Origin of the sequence: Pseudoalteromonas sp. T1lg122 (assembly GCF_002964825.1) — a bacterium.
GTDB lineage: Bacteria > Pseudomonadota > Gammaproteobacteria > Enterobacterales > Alteromonadaceae > Pseudoalteromonas > Pseudoalteromonas gelatinilytica.
Genome location: NZ_PQCG01000033.1, coordinates 203,053 through 222,457, shown reverse-complemented (window position 1 = coordinate 222,457; position 19,405 = coordinate 203,053). Strand labels below are relative to the sequence as shown.

At 41.9% G+C, this 19,405-nt stretch carries 15 protein-coding genes and 1 tRNA gene; 15 read left to right on the top strand and 1 reads right to left on the bottom strand.

The features are described from left to right. Window positions 1–146 precede the first annotated feature (146 nt). The 11 genes from trmJ to nagP all read left to right on the top strand — a co-directional run bounded on the left by trmJ (window position 147) and on the right by nagP (window position 12,856). Window positions 147–869, top strand: coding sequence for a tRNA (cytosine(32)/uridine(32)-2'-O)-methyltransferase TrmJ (trmJ, locus tag C2M33_RS17370; RefSeq protein WP_105175036.1), 723 nt, complete (start codon window positions 147–149; stop codon window positions 867–869). A 202-nt stretch (window positions 870–1,071) separates the two neighbouring features. Continuing rightward, entirely contained in the window at window positions 1,072–1,563 is a 492-nt protein-coding gene (iscR, locus tag C2M33_RS17365) for a Fe-S cluster assembly transcriptional regulator IscR (RefSeq protein ID WP_063701779.1), read from the top strand. A gap of 22 nt (window positions 1,564–1,585) precedes the next feature. Continuing rightward, window positions 1,586–2,803 (top strand): IscS subfamily cysteine desulfurase, encoded by a 1,218-nt coding sequence (locus C2M33_RS17360; protein WP_054552500.1) that lies wholly within the window; start codon window positions 1,586–1,588, stop codon window positions 2,801–2,803. A gap of 40 nt (window positions 2,804–2,843) precedes the next feature. Continuing rightward, window positions 2,844–3,227, top strand: coding sequence for a Fe-S cluster assembly scaffold IscU (iscU, locus tag C2M33_RS17355; protein ID WP_063701777.1), 384 nt, complete (start codon window positions 2,844–2,846; stop codon window positions 3,225–3,227). A gap of 11 nt (window positions 3,228–3,238) precedes the next feature. Then, window positions 3,239–3,562, top strand: a complete 324-nt coding sequence (iscA, locus tag C2M33_RS17350; protein WP_054552502.1) for an iron-sulfur cluster assembly protein IscA — start codon at window positions 3,239–3,241, stop codon at window positions 3,560–3,562. Between the two features lie 78 nt (window positions 3,563–3,640). Next, window positions 3,641–4,168 (top strand): co-chaperone HscB, encoded by a 528-nt coding sequence (gene hscB, locus C2M33_RS17345; protein WP_063701774.1) that lies wholly within the window; start codon window positions 3,641–3,643, stop codon window positions 4,166–4,168. A gap of 46 nt (window positions 4,169–4,214) precedes the next feature. Further along, the gene (gene hscA / locus C2M33_RS17340) at window positions 4,215–6,077 is read left to right on the top strand and encodes a Fe-S protein assembly chaperone HscA (protein ID WP_105175035.1); all 1,863 of its coding nucleotides are present in this window, start codon (window positions 4,215–4,217) and stop codon (window positions 6,075–6,077) included. 11 nt (window positions 6,078–6,088) lie between these two features. Further along, on the top strand, window positions 6,089–6,427 hold the full coding sequence (gene fdx, locus C2M33_RS17335) for an ISC system 2Fe-2S type ferredoxin (RefSeq protein WP_063701770.1): 339 nt from the start codon (window positions 6,089–6,091) through the stop codon (window positions 6,425–6,427). A gap of 391 nt (window positions 6,428–6,818) precedes the next feature. Then, complete coding sequence (locus C2M33_RS17330; RefSeq protein WP_105175034.1) at window positions 6,819–8,246, top strand: NAD-dependent succinate-semialdehyde dehydrogenase; 1,428 nt, start codon at window positions 6,819–6,821, stop codon at window positions 8,244–8,246. 252 nt (window positions 8,247–8,498) lie between these two features. Next, complete coding sequence (locus C2M33_RS17325; RefSeq protein WP_105175033.1) at window positions 8,499–11,147, top strand: family 20 glycosylhydrolase; 2,649 nt, start codon at window positions 8,499–8,501, stop codon at window positions 11,145–11,147. 425 nt (window positions 11,148–11,572) lie between these two features. Beyond that, a complete protein-coding gene (gene nagP, locus C2M33_RS17320) occupies window positions 11,573–12,856 on the top strand; it encodes an N-acetylglucosamine MFS transporter NagP (RefSeq protein ID WP_105175032.1) in 1,284 nt (427 codons plus the stop codon). Between the two features lie 763 nt (window positions 12,857–13,619). Here nagP and C2M33_RS17315 read toward each other — a convergent pair. Beyond that, window positions 13,620–13,695: transfer RNA gene (locus C2M33_RS17315), tRNA-His, on the bottom strand. A gap of 280 nt (window positions 13,696–13,975) precedes the next feature. On the opposite strand from C2M33_RS17315, the gene C2M33_RS17310 reads away from it, so the two are divergent. From C2M33_RS17310 to C2M33_RS17295, 4 genes are all read left to right on the top strand, one after another. After that, on the top strand, window positions 13,976–14,794 hold the full coding sequence (locus C2M33_RS17310) for a mechanosensitive ion channel family protein (RefSeq protein WP_063701754.1): 819 nt from the start codon (window positions 13,976–13,978) through the stop codon (window positions 14,792–14,794). A gap of 36 nt (window positions 14,795–14,830) precedes the next feature. Continuing rightward, a complete protein-coding gene (locus C2M33_RS17305) occupies window positions 14,831–15,610 on the top strand; it encodes a DUF481 domain-containing protein (protein ID WP_105175031.1) in 780 nt (259 codons plus the stop codon). 126 nt (window positions 15,611–15,736) lie between these two features. Beyond that, on the top strand, window positions 15,737–18,406 hold the full coding sequence (locus tag C2M33_RS17300) for an SLBB domain-containing protein (RefSeq protein WP_105175030.1): 2,670 nt from the start codon (window positions 15,737–15,739) through the stop codon (window positions 18,404–18,406). A 23-nt stretch (window positions 18,407–18,429) separates the two neighbouring features. Beyond that, window positions 18,430–19,374 (top strand): Wzz/FepE/Etk N-terminal domain-containing protein, encoded by a 945-nt coding sequence (locus C2M33_RS17295; protein WP_105175029.1) that lies wholly within the window; start codon window positions 18,430–18,432, stop codon window positions 19,372–19,374. Window positions 19,375–19,405 lie beyond the last annotated feature (31 nt).

The following is a 19,405-nucleotide window of genomic DNA, read 5'->3' as shown; positions in this document are numbered from 1 at the left end:
CTGATAGCTGATAGCTGATAGCTGATAGCTGATAGCTGATAGCTGATAGCTGATAGCTGATAGCTGATAGCTGATAGCTGATAGCTGATACCTGATAGCTATGTTATAATCCCCGCAATTTTTGACTTTCAGTAAGTAACAACGCAATGACACTTGATGATATTCGTATCGTATTAGTTAACACATCACATTCTGGTAATATTGGCTCAGCGGCACGTGCTATGAAAACGATGGGCTTATCAAATTTATATCTTGTTGATCCTGCTTGTGAAATTGACAGTCATGCGAGTGCGCTTGCGGCCGGTGCAACGGATGTTTTAGGTAAAACAGTGGTTGTTGATACACTGGCAGATGCGATTGCTGATTGTGGTTTAACAATTGGTACCAGCGCACGCTCCCGTACTTTATCTTGGCCTATGGTTGAGCCGCGTGAATGTGGTGAAAAGTTAGTGACAGAGGCTGAACAGGGTCCTGTTGCACTCGTATTTGGTCGCGAAAATAGTGGTTTAACGAACGAAGAGCTACAACAATGTAACTACCACGTATGTATTCCTGCAAACCCTGAGTACAGCTCGTTAAATCTCGCGATGGCCGTGCAAACGCTGTGTTATGAAACACGTATGGCGTATTTAAACAAACAGCCAAAAGCTCAAGAAGAAGACGAAGCAGTCTATCCAAACGCAAAGCAAACTGAGCTGTTTTACGAGCACTTAGAGCAAACATTAAATGACACGGGTTTTATCATCAAACAACACCCAGGCATGGTGATGACTAAATTACGTCGTTTATTTAATCGCGCGCGTCCAGAAGAAGCTGAGATGAACATCTTACGCGGTATTCTTACCTCTATTAATAAGTCTATTAAATAAGTTTAGGTTATAAGCTTTATTCACCAGAATACTTGACTAAATTACTCAGGTAATTACAATGTACCCAGTACTTGACTATTTTTGTCAAGTATTCGGTTTTATCAATGGCAAGTATCAATTTTTATCAAGTGATAATACTTGACTATTTTGGTCTGGTAATTAAAATTTGCACACCTTAGCGTGCAGTAACATCGGGGGCTCCATGAAGTTAACATCAAAAGGCAGATACGCAGTAACCGCCATGTTGGATGTTGCACTACATACAAATGTGGGTGCAGTGCCTCTTGCCGATATTTCTGAACGCCAAGAGATTTCGTTATCTTACCTTGAGCAACTATTCGCCCGTTTACGTAAAAATGGCCTTGTGACCTCTGTGCGTGGCCCAGGTGGCGGATATTTATTAGGTCGAGAAGCAAATGAAATTTCTGTCGGCGATGTGATTAATGCCGTTGATGAGTCTGTTGATGCAACACGTTGCCACAACGCAACGGGTGGCTGCCAAAGCGGCATGCGTTGTTTGACTCACACTTTATGGTCGGACTTAAGCGCACGTATCGAAGAGTTTTTAAATAGTATTACCCTTGCTGAATTGGTTGAAAAGTCAGATGTGAAAGAAGTCGCATCACGCCAAGATAACAGCATCAACACTGCAATTAAGCAACTGGAAAACATTCAAGTAAGCTGTCAACTGTAGCTTGACGAAAGCGGAGAGAGAAATGAAGTTACCGATTTATTTAGATTACGCAGCAACCACGCCTGTTGATGAACGTGTGGCAAAAGAAATGATGCAATGCCTGACTATGGACGGTAATTTTGGTAACCCTGCATCACGCTCACACCGTTTTGGTTGGCAAGCAGAAGAAGCGGTTGATCAAGCACGTACAGACATTGCAGATCTGATCAACGCAGACCCGCGTGAAATTGTTTTCACTTCAGGTGCTACAGAATCAAACAACCTAGCAATTAAAGGTGCTGCGCAGTTCTATAAAAAGAAAGGCAAGCACGTTATCACGGTTAAAACAGAGCACAAAGCGGTGCTTGATACGTGTCGCGAACTAGAGCGTCAAGGTTTCGAAGTAACCTATATGGACGTTGAAGAAAACGGTTTACTTGACCTTAAAAAGCTTGAAGCTGCAATGCGTGACGACACTGTACTTGTGAGCGTAATGCACGTAAACAACGAGCTAGGTGTTATCCAAGATATCGCGACAATCGGCGAAATGTGCCGTGAGCGCAAAATTATGTTCCACGTAGACGCTGCACAAAGCGCAGGTAAAGTACTTATCGACGTGCAACAGTTAAAAGTAGATTTCATGTCATTCTCTGGCCACAAAGTATATGGCCCGAAAGGTGTAGGCGCACTTTATGTTCGTCGTAAGCCACGTGCACGTTTAGAAGCGCAAATGCACGGTGGTGGTCATGAGCGTGGTATGCGTTCAGGCACACTGGCTACTCACCAGTTAGTTGGTATGGGTGCGGCATTTAGAATCGCTAAAGAAGATTTCGAAAAAGATCATGCACACATCAGCGCACTTCGTAAGCGTCTGATCGATGGCATCATGGCTGATATGGACGAAGTTTACTTCAACGGTGAACCAAGCCACTCAGTTCCGGGTATTGTAAATATCAGCTTCAACTTTGTTGAAGGTGAGTCGTTATTAATGGCTGTTAAAGACATTGCTGTTTCATCAGGTTCAGCCTGTACCTCAGCAAGCTTAGAGCCTTCTTATGTACTACGTGCATTAGGTCGCAATGACGAATTAGCACACAGCTCAATTCGTTTCAGCATTGGCCGCTTTACGACTGAAGAAGAGATTGATTACACCGTCGAACTAATCAAAAACTCGATTGGCCGTTTACGTGAGATGTCTCCTCTATGGGAAATGCATCAAGAAGGTATTGATTTAGATTCAGTTGAGTGGGCGCATCACTAATCAGTGATCGCCGCCGCTAGCAGGTAGTGAGGATAGTATTATGGCTTATAGTGATAAAGTAATCGATCATGTTGAAAATCCACGTAACGTGGGTTCTTTAGACAAAAATGATCCGTCAGTTGCAACAGGTATGGTGGGTGCACCAGCGTGTGGTGACGTAATGAAATTGCAAATCAAAGTATCACCAGAAGGTGTAATTGAAGATGCAAAATTCAAAACATATGGTTGTGGTAGCGCAATCGCTTCTTCTTCACTTGTAACTGAGTGGGTAAAAGGCAAAACATTAGACGAAGCTGCAACAATCAAAAACACTGATATCAGTGCTGAGCTTGAATTACCACCAGTGAAAATTCACTGTTCAATTTTAGCAGAAGACGCGATTCAAGCAGCAATTGCTGACTACAAAAGCAAACAAGCGAAGTAAGAGATAAATTCATGGCAGTGACATTGACAGATGCGGCAGCAAACCGCGTAGAATCATTTTTAGCAAATCGCGGCAAAGGCATTGGCCTACGCGTTGGCATTAAAACGACGGGCTGTTCAGGTCTTGCTTATGTTCTTGAATTTGTTGATGAGTTAGCAGACGGTGACGAAATTTTTGAAAGCCGTGGTGTGAAAGTGATCGTTGACGCCAAAAGCTTAGTTTACATTGATGGTACTGAGCTTGATTACACCAAAGAAGGTTTGAATGAAGGGTTTAAGTTTAACAACCCGAACCAAGCCGATGAGTGTGGTTGCGGCGAAAGCTTCACCGTTTAAGCTATTAAAATTTTCTTTGCTTGAAGCCCTGCCTATGTAGGGCTTTGTTCTTTCCTGTTTACCGAGTTGGATTATGTAATGCGTTACTTTGAGTTATTTGCAATTCCAGTAGATTACAACATTGATTTAGCGACAATTAACAAACACTACCTCGAGCTGCAACGTGCAGTTCACCCAGATCGTCATGCCAGTTCTAGCAGTCGCGACAAGCTACTTGCAGTGCAAAGTGCAGCCGAAATCAATGATGCATTACAAACCTTAAAACACCCGGTAAAGCGTGCTGAATACATGCTAAGCGAGCTTGGTGTTGATATTCGCGCCGAGCAACAAACATTACAAGACCCGCTATTCTTAATGCAGCAAATGGAACTGCGTGAAGAATTAGAAGAACTTGAAAATGCCGCAGATCCTGATGCAGCAATTGCCCAGTTCGAAGCGCAAATTAAACAGCTCGACAAGCAATACAGTAGTGAATTAGCCGCTCAGCTCGCAAGTAGTGATGAGCAACAATGGCAGGCTGCTGCTGATAATATTCGTAAATTAAAGTTTGTTTATAAGCTACGCGAAGAACTAGAGCGTATTGAAGACAGTTTATTTGATGATTAATCGTTAGTTGTTACACAACAGCTATTTAAGAGTTTAAAAGAGCATTATGGCATTATTGCAAATTGCTGAGCCGGGGCAGAGCGCGGCACCACACGAGCACAAATTAGCAGTCGGTATTGACCTTGGTACAACTAACTCGTTAGTTGCAACGGTACAAAGCGGCGAAGCTCGTACACTGACTGATTTAGCAGGCAATGCGATGTTACCATCAGTTGTACAATACCAAGCAGATAGCATTGTGGTGGGCGAACAAGCAGCTGCAGCTGCCACTCAAGACCCTGCAAACACATTAATCTCGGTAAAACGCTTCTTAGGTAAAACGCAGGCTGAAATCGAAAACAGCTATGGTCAATTACCGTATGAATTCTGCGAGCATGACGGTTCGTTAGCAATCAGCACAGTTGCAGGAGCAATTAGCCCAGTCACTGCGTCGAGTGAAATTCTTAAAACATTAAAGCAACGCGCCGAAGACAGCTTTGCAGGTCAAGACATCATGGGTGCCGTTATTACTGTGCCAGCCTATTTTGATGATGCACAGCGTCAAAGCACCAAAGATGCCGCAGAGCTTGCAGGTATTAAGGTATTACGTTTATTAAACGAGCCAACCGCTGCGGCTGTTGCGTATGGTCTTGATTCAGGCCAAGAAGGCATTATCGCCGTATATGATTTAGGTGGCGGTACCTTCGATATTTCTATTTTACGTTTACACCAAGGGGTATTCGAAGTACTTGCTACTGGCGGTGACTCAAGCCTTGGTGGTGACGATTTTGACTCGCTATTAGTTGATTACTTCAAAAAACAAACGGGTGTGAAGGAACTTTCTGCATCGGTATTGCGTTTATTCATTAATAAAGCAAAAGCCTGTAAAGAAGCGCTAAGCCAATACCAAACAGTGAATGTTGGTTTAGAGTTTGATGGTCAAAGCCACAAAGTTGAAGTCACTCGCGAAACGTTTGATGAGCTTGCTCTTAGTCTGGTGAAGAAAACACTACGCTCTTGTCGCCGAGCGGTTAAAGATGCCGGTATCGAGAACGAGGAAGTACTACAAGTAGTTATGGTTGGCGGCTCGACTCGTATGCCAATTGTACGCTCTCAAGTTGCTGCATTTTTTGATAAAGAGCCACTGACTTCTATCGACCCAGATCGCGTAGTTGCACTCGGTGCAGCACTGCAAGCAGATGTATTGGTTGGCAATAAGCCAGATTCAGACATGTTGCTATTAGACGTATTACCACTGTCGCTAGGTCTTGAAACCATGGGTGGCTTGGTTGAGAAAATCATTCCACGTAATACCACGATCCCTGTAGCACGTGCACAAGAGTTTACTACTTTCAAAGATGGTCAAACGGCTATGTCATTGCATGTACTACAAGGTGAGCGTGAGCTAGTTGACGATTGTCGTTCGTTGGCTAAATTCAGCTTAAAAGGTATTCCGGCTATGGCAGCAGGTGCTGCGCACATTCGCGTAACCTTTAAAGTAGATGCTGATGGCCTATTAAGTGTATCGGCAATGGAAAAATCAACCGGTGTGCAAGCTGAAATTCAGGTCAAACCATCATTTGGTTTATCGGATGATCAAGTTGCAAACATGCTTAAAGAGTCAATGACTAACGCGAAAGACGACATGCAAGCGCGTATGCTTAAAGAGCAGCAAGTTGAAGCGTTACGTGTTGTTGAAGCGCTTGAAGCATCATTGGCAACCGACAGTGCATTACTTGATGAACAAGAATTAGGTGCGTTAAAAGCAGAAATTGCTAAACTTGTTGCCGTACGCGAAAGCGCAACAACACCTGCAGAAATTAAAGCAGCGATTGAAGCTGTAGACAATGCAAGTAGCGAATTTGCTGCTCGTAGAATGGATGCATCAATCAAAAAAGCGCTGCAAGGGCAGTCAGTAGACGAAGTTTAACGAGGTAAGGTATGCCACAAATTATTTTTCTTCCCCATGCAGAATTATGCCCAGAAGGCGCAGCAATTGAAGCACCTGCAGGTGAAACAGTATTAGATGTTGCACTAAAAAATGGTATTAGCATTCCACATGCTTGCGAAAAGTCATGTGCGTGTACAACATGCCACTTAATCATTCGTGAAGGCTTTGACTCTTTAGATGAGAGTGATGAGCTTGAAGACGATATGCTAGATAAAGCATGGGGTCTTGAGCCTGAGTCACGTCTTGGTTGCCAAGCTGTGATTAAAGATGAAGATTTAGTGGTTGAAATTCCAAAGTATAATCTCAATATCGTTAATGAAGAGCATTAATTTTTAACGGCTTTGATTTCGTAAAAACCGCTGTAGTTGCTTGGTCTCTACAGCGGTTTTTTGTTTTTTAGAGCTGTCAGCTTTCAGCCGTCAGTTTTTAGCAGATCGACAGGGTGGTTCAGTTATTAGTGTTTTTGAACAGTAGTAACGTTGTATGCTTTTTAGATCTATTAAAAGCTGTCAGCTTTCAAACGTCAGTTTTTAGCAAATTGAGAGGGTGTTTCAGTTATTTGTGTTTTTTGAGCAGCAATAGCTTTACATTCATTTCTCAGACTTTATGTTTTTGATAGCTGATAGCTGATATCTGATAGCTGATAGCTGATAGCTGATAGCTGATAGCTGATAGCTGATAGCTGATAGCTGATAGCTGATAGCTGATTTTGGAGGTTCTATGTCTGATTTGGTTTTTTCTGATTCGTTTATCGACGGTGACTTTTATTCTACGAGCCAGCGTTTTAGTGTAGATAACCCCGCAACTGCAGAGGCGATCACCCATGTCTCTGATATTGATGAAGCAGGGGTTGAGCTGGCTATAAAAAGTGCTGACGAGGCATTTAGCAAACTAAAGCAAACAACTGCAACCGAGCGAAGTGAAACGTTGCGTCGCTGGTATGAGTTGGTTATTGAGCACAAGCAACAGCTTGCTGAGTTGATGACTAAAGAGCAGGGTAAGCCCTTAAAAGAAGCCTTGGGCGAAGTTGAATACGGTGCAGGCTTTATTAAATGGTTTAGTGAAGAAGCAAAGCGTAGTTATGGCGACACCATCCCTGCTACCGATAGCAAACATCGTTTAACAACGATAAAGCAGCCAATCGGTGTGGTGGCAGGTATTACCCCTTGGAATTTCCCGATTGCCATGATCACCCGTAAAGTGGCACCCGCTTATGCTGCGGGTTGTAGTTTTGTGATTAAACCTTCGGAGCATACGCCATTATGCGCTATTGCCTTAGCCTACCTTGCTGATAAAGCAGGGTTTGTAAAAGGAGCACTGAACGTGGTTGTCTCTGAAAACGCAAAAATGGTGGGTGAGATCATGACCGAGTCTGAGCGTGTGCGTAAGTTCACATTCACAGGCTCAACCGGTGTAGGTAAGCAGTTACTATCGCAGTGTGCCTCAACCATTAAGCAAACATCTATGGAACTTGGCGGCAATGCCCCGTTCATTATTTTTGATAATGCCGATTTAGATGAAGCAGTTGCAGGCCTTATGGGCGCTAAATTCAGAAACGCAGGGCAAACTTGTGTCGCCGCAAACCGCATATTTGTTCAGCGTTCAGTACTTGAAACGGTGCTCGAAAAACTCACAGACAAAGTGGCTGAGTTAAAGGTAGGTAATGGACTTGATGACGGGGTAGATATTGGCCCATTAATTTACCCTAAAGCAAAAGATAAAGTTCAAACGCTTGTGCAAGATGCAGTTGATAAAGGGGCGTCGTTAATCGGTGATAACAGTGAGCTTGAAGGCAGTTTTCAAGCGCCATTAATTTTAACTGATGTGACACCAGAGATGGATATCTATCATGATGAAGTGTTTGGTCCTGTAGTCAGCATCATCGCTTTTGATGAGGAAGAAGAAGTACTTAAGCTTGCGAACGACGTACCTTATGGTTTAGCTGCATATTTTTATAGTGAAAACATCAAGCAAGTTTATCGCGTAAGCGAAGCACTCGAATACGGTATGATAGGTATTAACGAAGGCCTTATCTCAAACCCAGTAGCGCCATTTGGCGGCGTTAAACAGTCTGGCTTAGGCCGAGAAGGCGGTCACCAAGGGTTAGATGAGTACCTAGAAGAGAAGTATCTTTGTGTTAAGGTTTGAGCCGTCAGCCGTCAGCCGTCAGCCGTCAGCCGTCAGCCGTCAGCCGTCAGCCGTCAGCCGTCAGCCGTCAGCCGTCAGCCTGATAGCTGATAGCTGATAGCTGATAGCTGATAGCTAACTCCTTGTCTTTATTTTTCATAAAATGATAGCGCTGTCATTTTAGTTTTTATATGATAGGAACGAATTATTAACAAAAATGAAAAATAGTACGCAGAAATACCGTACACTCAGGGCTTAAACGAGGAGAAAGTAATGGATTTTAAAAAGTCTGTATTCGCGGTAATGCTTGCGACTGCCCCTTTAATGGCAAGTGCAGCATTGACTCAATCGCAAGTTGATCAGTTTGCGAAAGGTACCGAACTACTATTTTCGGTTGAAGATAACTTTCGTAATAAAGATGCGGGCTTTTTAGGAAAAATCACCCTCAATAATGGTTCTGATGTGGCGTTACCTGCAGGCGAGAGCGACTGGCAGCTTTATATTCACTCAGTTCGTAAAATCTCAACTGAGTATGTTGCGGGGCTAAACATTGAGCACGTTAATGGTGACCTTCATCGCATCGTACCAACGAGCGAATTTAAAGGTTTAGCTGCAGGTGAAAGCTTAGAGCTGCCGTTCGATGCGCAAGTGTGGATTGTTGCTTACAGTGACTTTATGCCACGGGCATTTTTTGTTTCGGGCAAGAATAAACCCGCTGTATTTGCTAATACTGACACTGAAGACTTTAAACAGTTTGTGACGCCATTTACCCGCGAAAACCAGTTACGTCGTTACAATGAGCCAAAAGATTTATCTGTTTTAGCAACGGCAAAAGTCCGCTATGAACGTAATAGCGCTGACAAGGTGTCGGTTAGTAAAGACGATGCTTTAAAGCGTATTATTCCGAAGCCACGTAACGTTGAGTTTAATCGTGGTAGTGCGACGCTAAACAATAATTGGCAAATTAGTTATCAAGGGCAGCTTAAGCACGAAGTTATGGTGTTTATGCAAGACTTACAAGATGACTATGGCATTAGCCTGAAAGCACAGCCTGATCATATCAATGTCGGCAAAGATAAAGTAATTCGCTTTAAAGTTGACCCTAAACTCAATAATGCAAAAGCAGAAAGCTACACCCTAGAGATTGATGATGAAGTGATCTCCATCGTAGGTAGCGATAACGCCGGGGTGTTTTATGCGATGCAAAGCTTATTGAACCTCATTCCTGCAAATAGCCAAGGTAGTGCCAACTTACCGCAGTTAGAACTTGAAGATTCACCGCGCTATGGTTGGCGTGGCATGCACTACGATAATGGTCGTAATTATCATGGCAAAGAGGCAATGTTCAAGCTGGTTGAGCAAATGGCTCGCTATAAAATGAATAAGCTACACTGGCACTTTTCAGAAGATGAAGGGTGGCGACTTGAGATCCCTGGTTTACCTGAACTCACTGACGTTGGTGGTTATCGCTGCTTTGATTTAGAAGAGCGCGAGTGTTTATTGACTCAGCTTGGCACAGGGCCATTTAAATCAGGCTCAGGTAATGGTTATTTGAAACGTGATGAGTTTGTTGAGTTATTAAAGTTTGCGAAAGACCGCCACATTCAAATCATCCCAGAAATTGAAGGGCCTGGTCATGCGCGTGCCTCAATCAAAGCGATGGAAGCGCGTTATCACAACATGTTAGAAGAAGCTGAGAAAGCCGCTAAAAACAACATTAAAACGCGCTCAGCAAACAAAGAGATTCAACACATAGATATGGGGCCGGCAACGCAATACTTGCTTACTGATCCTAAAGATACTTCTGTGTACATGACGGTACAAAACTACAAAGATAACTCGATGAATGTGTGTATGGACTCAACCTACGCATTTTTAGATAAAGTGACTTATGAACTTCAGCAGATGTACCGCGAAGCAGGTGTTCAGTTAAAGAACCTGCATATTGGTGGTGATGAAGTTGGAGCAGGTTCGTGGATAGGTTCGCCAATCTGTCAGGCGTTATTTGCCGATCCAAATAACGGTGTATCCGGCCCAGCTGATTTAAAACCTTACTTCACACAACGTGTTGCTACCTTACTTGAAAAACGTGGTATTTCTCCGGGTATTTGGGAAGACGGTATCATGTACGACCGTGAAAACTCGTTTAAACGTGATGAGTTCCCTAATAAAACCTTTACCGTAAATACTTGGGATAACATTTGGGAGTGGGGTGTTGCAGATAGAGCATACCGCCTAGCAAATGCCGGTTACCAAGTGGTGTTATCACACGGTACGCATTTGTATTTTGACCACCCATACGAAGCAAGCCCTGAAGAGCGTGGTTATTACTGGGCCACTCGTTACACAGATACTAAAAAAGCCTTTAATTATATGCCAGATGACGTGTATGCCAATGCCGACTACACCCGCACTCGTGAGCCAATCGTTAATTTAGAAGCGTTGGTGGGTCGCCCGTTACCTAAACTTGAAAAGCCTGAGAATATTTTGGGTATGCAAGGTCAGGTATGGTCAGAAACAATCCGTACTGAAGAGCAAGTATTAGCAATGATCTTCCCGCGTATTTTGTCTGTTGCAGAGCGCGCATGGCACAAAGCGGATTGGGAAGGCGAAAGTGTCGATAGTAAAAAACAAGCAAAAGACTGGGCTGAGTTCTCAAGTGCTGTCGGTTTGAAAGAGCTTGATAAGTTAGCCAAAGATGGCATCAATCTGCACTTACCAGTACCGGGCGGCGTGATTGAAAATGGTAAGTTATATGCCAACAGTGCATTTGCATATTTGAGCATTGAGTACAGCCTAGACAACGGCCAAAGCTGGCAAACTTACGCTGAGCCTGTGAAGGTTGATAACAATGCAAAAGTTGCGCTACGCACTCGCTTAAACGCACAGCAAACCAGCCGCGTGACCGTTGTGGGTGAGTAATGTTTTTGCGATAAATAAATTTGGCGCCTACAGCAAAGCGTAGGCGTCACGCTTGCTTGGCGCGCCTTGCATTCAACATTTTTCGGCTCAAAACTGACAGCTAATCCCAAAACTTCACGTGAAATAAATTTCACGCCTACAATATTTCGCACCTCGCACCTCGCACCTCTCAACTCGTAGGCGTCACGCTTGCTTGGCGCGTCTTACATTCAACATCTATCTGAAGGGGGAATTTATTGCAACCAAACAACACTGTTCGGCTCAAAACTGACAGCTGAAAGCTGACCGCTCCTAGAAACTTAAAAGAAATATGTCAGCGCTGTCATTTTTGTTGCGATAGTGTTATAAATATTTAATATCTCTTTTATATAATCATCTGAATCAGCAGCGCTGTAGAGTCGAACTGTGCTGTTATGGGAAATGTTATGTCTGAAATGAATAAACAAAGCAGTGTTGTGCCTATGGCGATTGTTGCCACGCTGTTTTTTATACTGGGTTTTGCTACATGGTTAAATGGTTCACTGATGCCATTTTTACAGCAAATTTTGCAACTTTCACCATTTCAGGCATCGCTGATCATTTTCTCGTTTTATATCGCCGTGACTTTTACGGCTCTCCCTTCGGCGATGATCATCAGAAAGGTAGGTTATAAAAACGGTATGGCGCTGGGCATGGCAACCATGATGGTGGCAGGTTTACTGTTTATACCTGCGGCAAAAACACAAGTGTTTGCACTGTTTTTATTCGCGCAGCTTGTTATGGGGGCTGGGCAAACATTATTGCAAACAGCGGTTAACCCATACGTAGTCAGAATCGGCCCTGAAGAATCAGCCGCGGCTCGCGTCAGTATTATGGGTATATTAAATAAAGGTGCGGGAGTTGTAGCACCAATCGTGTTTACTGCACTGATACTCAGCGATTTTGAAGGCTTTGTAGGTAAAGAACTTAGCCAAACAGACATTGATGCCATGGCCAATGGCTTAATTTTACCGTATTTAGGGATGGCTATTTTTATTGGTATACTCGGCTTTGCAGTTACCAAAATGCCATTGCCAGAGTTAATTGATGATGTAGATGAACAAAAGCCGGGGCAGGTAAAAGAAGCGCTGAGCCATCCGAGTCTTGCGCTAGGGATTGTGGCCCTTTTTGTTTATGTAGCCGTTGAAGTCATCGCAGGCGATACCATTGGTAGCTTTGCGTTGTCATTAGGTGTTGAAAAATATAGTGTTATGACGTCATACACCATGGGTTGCATGGTGCTAGGTTACTTTTTAGGGGTGTTACTTATCCCACGAGTGTTGTCACAACAAACCGCGTTAACTATTTCAGCGGTATTGGGCTGTGTGTTAACCCTAGCGATAGTCACTGGTAGTAATGAAACTGTATTTATATCAACATTATTTGGCCTAAAATCGGTACTACCTGATACCTTATTGCTCATTGCTGTGCTAGGCTTTGCTAATGCGATTGTTTGGCCTGCAGTTTGGCCGCTCGCATTATCTGGTTTAGGCAAGCTAACTAGTGTAGGCTCTGGTCTACTTATTATGGGTATAGCCGGTGGCGCATTCGGTCCATTATTTTGGGGCCTGGCAAGTGGCGGCGTGAAAAGCGCTGAAGCACAACAAATGGCTTATATTGTAATGTTGCCTTGTTATTTATTCATACTTTTCTATGCTGTTAAAGGCCATAAGATGAAAAGTTGGAAGTAATTATGAGTTTGAGGTTAGGTGTGAAGCATATCGCCTTAAACTTTGAAAAGCATTTCTAGTAAATAGAAATAATCCCGTGTGTAATGCCACCGAAAGGTGGCATTTTTTTGTCTGGGTTTTGAAAATAGGAGCTAGGAGCTAGGAGCTAGGAGCTAGGAGCTAGGAGCTAGGAGCTAGGAGCTAGGCTTTCGCGCGAAATAAATTTCACGCCTACATTCCCCCGCATCTCTCATCTCGTGGGAACGGCTTTAGCCGTGAATTATCCTAAAGACTTCGGCACTAAAGTACCTCCTACATCGTAGGCGTCACGCTTGCTTGGCGCGTCATATATTCAACACCCAAACGGCAAATCCAAAACATCACGCGAAATAAATTTCACGCCTACGATATTTCGCATCTAGTAGGAACGGCTTTAGCCGTGAATTATCCTAAAGACTTCGGCACTAAAGTACCTCCTACTTCGTAGGCGTCACGCTTGCTTGGCGCGTCATATATTCAACACCCAAACGGCAAATCCAAAACATCACTCGAAATAAATTTCACGCCTACGGTATATTGCATCTCGTAGGAACGGCTTTAGCCGTGAATTATCCTAAAGACTTCGGCACTAAAGTACCTCCTACATGCATTACCTACAAACAGCACAGTTCGGCTCAAAACTGACAGCTGAAAGCTTTTAGATCTGAAAACAGGTGTAAAAGATAAATCTTGAGATTAAAATAGAAAATATTAATGAAATATAGAGATTTACTAAGGGGAAGAGTGGGGCGACTGATGGGGCTTGAACCCACGACAACCGGAATCACAATCCGGGGCTCTACCAACTGAGCTACAGCCGCCACTGAGATACACCTCGTTTGGTGTGGCGCGCATATTACATAATTAAAGTAAGCTTGTGAACCCCTAAATTGAAAAAAGTAGAAAAAACTTACTTACCTCAGAAAATTCAGAAATGCCTTCGCGGTCAGCTCGCGTTCAGTTTCGCAGATTAGACTTGCGGTTTTTTGTAATTGAGCAAATACTCATTTCGTAGTTTTGCGCGTAATTTAATGATTTTTTAACCAAAGATCATATATAATTTGTACAGCGTTATGCTAAAAATGAACTTCAGGAGAGAACATGGATACAATAATGAACTGGATCAACGAGAATTCAGGTTTAATCATACATTACGCCGTTCAGGCGGTTCTAGCGCTAATCATTTTCTTTATAGGTAGTCGCATCGCGAAGTTCTGCGAAGGGATGACTGAAAAAGCATTTGATAAAAAGAAAGTCGATAAAGCTGTAGGTTCATTCGTTGCTAGCATTGTTTATGCAATTGTATTTGCTGCAACAATCTTAATGGCTCTATCTCAATTAGGTATTGAGACAACCTCATTCATTGCTATTTTAGGTGCGGCTGGTTTAGCAGTAGGTTTAGCACTACAAGGTTCACTGTCTAACTTTGCTTCAGGTGTTTTAATCATCTTACTTCGTCCTTTCAAATCAGGTGACTATGTAGAAGCAGGCGGTAAAGCGGGCACAGTTAAGAAAATCGAAATTTTCTCTACAGAATTACGTACGCCAGACAACAAAGTAATTATCATGCCTAACTCATCAATTATGGGTAGCCCAATTACAAATTTCTCTCGTGAATCAACTCGTCGTATCGATTTAGTAATCGGTGTTGGTTACGATGCAGATCTTAAAGAAGCAAAAGCTGTTCTTAAGTCTGTATTAGACAAAGAGTCTCGTTTATTAAAAGACCCTGCATACACAGTCGCTGTATCTGAACTTGCAGATTCAAGCGTAAACTTTGTGGTTCGCCCTTGGGTTAACTCAGCTGATTACTGGCCAACGTATTTCGATTTAATGGAAAACATTAAGATCGCATTAGACGATGCCAACATCACTATCCCATTCCCGCAAATGGATGTTCATTTGCACAAAGAAGACTAATAAGTCTAACGTACAAGTAGTAAAGGTTATTTTTTAATGAAATTAAAAGCATTATCAATTCTAGTTGCAGCAAGCGCTGCAACTAGCGCATTCGCAGCAGATGAAACCAAAACTTGGGATGTAACCAGTGAATTAGGTGCAATCGTAACGAGCGGTAACACTGAAACAACAACACTAAAAGGTGGTGTTAAGGTTTTACATAACCTAGAAAACTGGAATAACGAGTACAAGTTAGACGGTCTTTATAAAGAAGATGAGATCGAAAACGACCAAGGTGTTAAAGAAACACAGCGTACTAACGAAAAGTACTCAATCTCTGCACAAGGTAACTATAAGTTAAACGAAAAGCACTCACACTTATTCATCTACGGCTCGCACGTATCTGATTACTTTGGTGCATACCGTAACGAATCAGTTATCTCAGCAGGTTATGGTTTACGTGTAATCGACCGTTCTGATATGTGGTTAAACGCAGAAATCGGTCCTGGTTATAAGTACTTCCAATACCCAGATGAAAGTACTGAAGTTGATGACAACGGTAACTCACTTGCCGGTGAGCGCGAAGGTGAAGTAATCGCGTTAGGTAAAGTTGATTATAACTGGCAAATTTCAGACAGCGCACGTTTTACTCAGTTAGTATCAGTTGAATACGGTGATACCAATACTAAAACACGTTCTGAGTCTGCAATTCTTGCTAAAATCAACGGCTCACTACAAATGAAAGTGGCTTACAACATCACCCACAACTCAGATGTTGCGGATGATAAAGAGAACACAGATACAGAAACGTCACTAACGCTGGTTTACAGTTTTTAACTAAATAAATCTGTTTGTTGACGATTTAATGACAAAAAGGGACGAAAGTCCCTTTTTTATTTATTTAAATTTCAGGTAGAATAGACAATCTTTTTGACTGTAGAATTATGGATATCCCTACCTGTGATGTTATTTAAAAGACTCTTCATTACTTTTTTGCTGTTAACCTCTGCATCAGTATTGGCTTTTACTCCTACAGCCGCACAAATCGAGCAATTTAAAAAACTCCCTAGAGCGCAGCAAGAGGCGCTAGCAAGGCAGTATGGTGTAGATTTATCAACGATTACGGGAAAGAAATCTTCAACCGACCAAATTGAACAAGAATCAACAATCCAACCTCGTTTAGAACAAGAAAAAGAACAATTAACAGATGAAGAGCGCTTTGCTCCAAAAGTTGATGAAGTAAAACCTTTTGGTTATGACTTGTTTGCTGGTGAGCCGACATCATTTATGCCAAGTGAAAATGCCGCCGTACCTGATACCTACTTAATTGGTCGTGGCGATACACTTAACATCAACTTTTACGGTAAAGAAAGCGAGAGCTATGAAGTTGTTGTTGACCGCGAAGGGCGTATCAGCATTCCAAACTTAAGTCCTGTTCAAGTGGCGGGTCTGACTTTTGCAGAAGTCAAAGAGTTAATCAAAGCAAAAGTTGAACAAGAAGTAATTGGTATTAAAGCATTTGTCTCAGTTGGTAAACTGCGCAGTATTCGTGTTTTAGTGCTTGGTGAAGCGTACAAACCAGGTAGTTATTCTGTTTCATCACTGACAACGGTATCGCATGCACTATTTGTTAGTGGTGGGGTATCAGATATCGCTTCACTTCGAAATATTCAAGTTAAACGTGCGGGTAAGGTTGTTGCAAATTTTGACCTTTATGATTTGCTTATTAACGGTGATAGCAGTAACGACATCATCTTAAAGCCAGGTGATGTTGTGTTTATCCCATCAGTGGGTTCGCAAGTCGCTGTTGAAGGCTTGGTCAAACGCCCTGCAATATTTGAGCTAAAAAAAGGTGAAACAGCCGCACAGTTATTAAAAATGGCGGGTGGTTTAAAACCGCAAGCTTACGCTAAAAAAGCAATTGTTGAACGCTTCAATAACAATAATATGAAAGAAGTATTATCTGTTGATTTTAGTGGCAATCAAATTAACTATATTCCTCGCGATGGCGACCGTATTCGTTTTAATCCTGTAAGTTTTCAATATCAAAACAGTATTAGTTTAATTGGTGCTGTTGCACGTCCGGGTCATTATCAATGGCATCAAGGCAAACACATCTCTGACGTTCTAACATCGGTGCGTGGCGACTTGCTGCCCCAAGCTGATTTAGGTTACGGATTACTTGTTCGTGAAGTTAACGTAGCTGGCGATATTCAAGTTTTTCAATTTGATATAGCGCAAGCGATAGTTAAAGCTGCTGAGCATGATCTAGAACTTAAAGCAAACGATAAGCTTTTTGTATTTAGCCGTTACCAAGAAAAGCAAGCTGAAGAAACTGCACTTGCAAATATGGCGCTTACAGAAGCGCAGCAACAGCAGCAGTATAAAGTAAAACAATGGCATCAATACCAGCAAAGAGAGTTTGAAAAATATATTGGTGTTTCAGATATAGCAGACGATTTAAAGTTAAAAGAAGACAGCACTAAATCAATTGCTGATATTGCCAAGCGCAATTTAAATAAAGATGAAGAATTGCTTGATGCAGAAGATTATGCAGTTTTCAGCCGTTTTAACCTATTAAAGCCAATCATTGCAAAGTTAAAGCAACAAGCCTCAGTTGCTATGGCAATGCAACTTGTAGAAATAAATGGCCATGTAACCTACCCTGGTGTTTATCCTCTTACAGTTAATGGCGAAGTAAACGATTTGATAGCCGCCGCCGGTGGCTTACTTGAGTCTGCTTATACTGAGCAAGCTGAAATAACCCGTGTAATGGATGGCGACGCATCAAAAGTTAAACATATAAAATTTAACCTGCAAGCTGCCATGTTAGGTAGTAATGGTGAAAATATCGCATTACGTAGTAAAGATAGTATTAATATTTTCTCTATTCCTAATTGGCAAGAAAACGTAAAGGTAGAGCTTAAAGGCGAAGTGAAATTCCCTGGTGTTTACACGATTCGTCGCGGTGAAACATTAAGCAACTTACTAGAACGTGCTGGCGGTTTTTCTGAATTTGCCGCGCCAAATGCTGCTATTTTCACTCGTGAAGCTATTCGCAAACAAGAGCAACAGCAACTTGCAAAACTTTCTGAAGATTTGCGTCGTGACATTGCATCAAAAAGCTTTGAAAATTCTGTAAGTAGTAACAGCCTTTCATATGATGAAATGAACAAGTTATTGAATGACCTAGCTAACGTTGAAGCTGTGGGGCGATTGGTTATTGATTTACCACTTATTGTTGAAGATAAGCAAAACTTAGTTCTACAAAATGGTGATGCTCTTTATGTACCAAGTAAGCGTGATTCTATCAGTGTGATCGGTGAAGTTAACTACGCAACCTCACATCTATTCAAACAAGGCATTACGGTTGACGATTATATTGACCTCAGTGGTGGTCTAAAAGAGCGCGCAGCTGATGAACGTATCTATATCATCAAAGCTAATGGCTCAGTGAAAATCCCAAGTACAGGTAGCTGGTTTGCAGTTAATGACGTAAACACGCTTGAAGCGGGTGATACTATCGTAGTACCTATGAATGCTGATTACATGGACAACCTAACTCTGTGGAGCACCGCAACACAGATTGTTTATCAGTTAGGTGTAGCTGTTGCTGCTATTAGTAGTATTTAACTCTATAAGTGTTACAGGAAATCATGGAAACGCAGACAGAAACTTTAAAAAATCACTTCACTGAAAACGAAGTAACCTTGCCCAAGATAGTTAACATTATTTGGCTTGGTAAGTATAAATTACTAATTATATTGGTGATTAGCTCTTTATTGTCAGTGACCTTCGCCTTATCTCAACCTGATATTTATAAATCAGAAGCGTTACTTGCTCCAGCTGAAAATGAGCAAGGAGGGGGGCTTGCATCTTTAGCTGGTCAACTTGGAGGACTAGCTAGCTTAGCTGGAGTGAATGTTGGTGGACAAACAAGTAATAAAGTTCAATTAGCAATAGAAATCTTACAATCAAGGCAGTTCTTTAAACAGTTTTTGGATAGGCATCAAATACTACCTGAACTAATGGCTGCAAAGTCATGGGATAGAGAGAGTAACTCTGTGGTTTATGACGAAAGCATCTATAATCCATCATCAAAAAAATGGGTTCGAGAAGTATCATTACCCTTGAAAGCAACGCCATCATATTTAGAGGCATACGATTATTTCAGTGACAATATGTTACTAAGCGTCGATAAAGATACAGGTATGTTGAAGTTATCAATCATGCATGTATCACCTACAGTTGCCTGTGAGTGGTTAACTTTGCTGATTGAAGATATAAATATGGAAATGAAAAAAAGGGATGTATTAGAAGCAAATAAAAGCACTCATTTCTTAATTGAACAGATCGAAAAGACTAATGTTGCTGATATGAAGTCAATTTTATACAAGCTTATTGAGGAGCAGGCAAAAACAATCATGTTCGCTAATGTTAGAGATGAGTATGTATTTAAGGTTATTGATGCTCCTGTTATTCCGGAAATAAAAGCAAAGCCAAAAAGAGCTCTTATATGTATCTTAGGTGCATTTATAGGGTTAACTATTGGGCTTATTTATATTTTAGCGGAGTTTTTCATTAGGCGTAGTTCTAACTGATTTATTTTTATCTTTATGATTTTTGAATTTA

Coding starts and splice junctions, on each gene's coding strand:
- C2M33_RS17310 (WP_063701754.1), top strand. CDS start 13,976: ATGGATACAATAATGAACTGGATCAACGAGAATTCAGGTTTAATCATA.
- fdx (WP_063701770.1), top strand. CDS start 6,089: ATGCCACAAATTATTTTTCTTCCCCATGCAGAATTATGCCCAGAAGGC.
- hscA (WP_105175035.1), top strand. CDS start 4,215: ATGGCATTATTGCAAATTGCTGAGCCGGGGCAGAGCGCGGCACCACAC.
- C2M33_RS17330 (WP_105175034.1), top strand. CDS start 6,819: ATGTCTGATTTGGTTTTTTCTGATTCGTTTATCGACGGTGACTTTTAT.
- hscB (WP_063701774.1), top strand. CDS start 3,641: ATGCGTTACTTTGAGTTATTTGCAATTCCAGTAGATTACAACATTGAT.
- C2M33_RS17325 (WP_105175033.1), top strand. CDS start 8,499: ATGGATTTTAAAAAGTCTGTATTCGCGGTAATGCTTGCGACTGCCCCT.
- iscA (WP_054552502.1), top strand. CDS start 3,239: ATGGCAGTGACATTGACAGATGCGGCAGCAAACCGCGTAGAATCATTT.
- iscR (WP_063701779.1), top strand. CDS start 1,072: ATGAAGTTAACATCAAAAGGCAGATACGCAGTAACCGCCATGTTGGAT.
- C2M33_RS17305 (WP_105175031.1), top strand. CDS start 14,831: ATGAAATTAAAAGCATTATCAATTCTAGTTGCAGCAAGCGCTGCAACT.
- nagP (WP_105175032.1), top strand. CDS start 11,573: ATGTCTGAAATGAATAAACAAAGCAGTGTTGTGCCTATGGCGATTGTT.
- C2M33_RS17300 (WP_105175030.1), top strand. CDS start 15,737: ATGTTATTTAAAAGACTCTTCATTACTTTTTTGCTGTTAACCTCTGCA.
- trmJ (WP_105175036.1), top strand. CDS start 147: ATGACACTTGATGATATTCGTATCGTATTAGTTAACACATCACATTCT.
- C2M33_RS17295 (WP_105175029.1), top strand. CDS start 18,430: ATGGAAACGCAGACAGAAACTTTAAAAAATCACTTCACTGAAAACGAA.
- C2M33_RS17360 (WP_054552500.1), top strand. CDS start 1,586: ATGAAGTTACCGATTTATTTAGATTACGCAGCAACCACGCCTGTTGAT.
- iscU (WP_063701777.1), top strand. CDS start 2,844: ATGGCTTATAGTGATAAAGTAATCGATCATGTTGAAAATCCACGTAAC.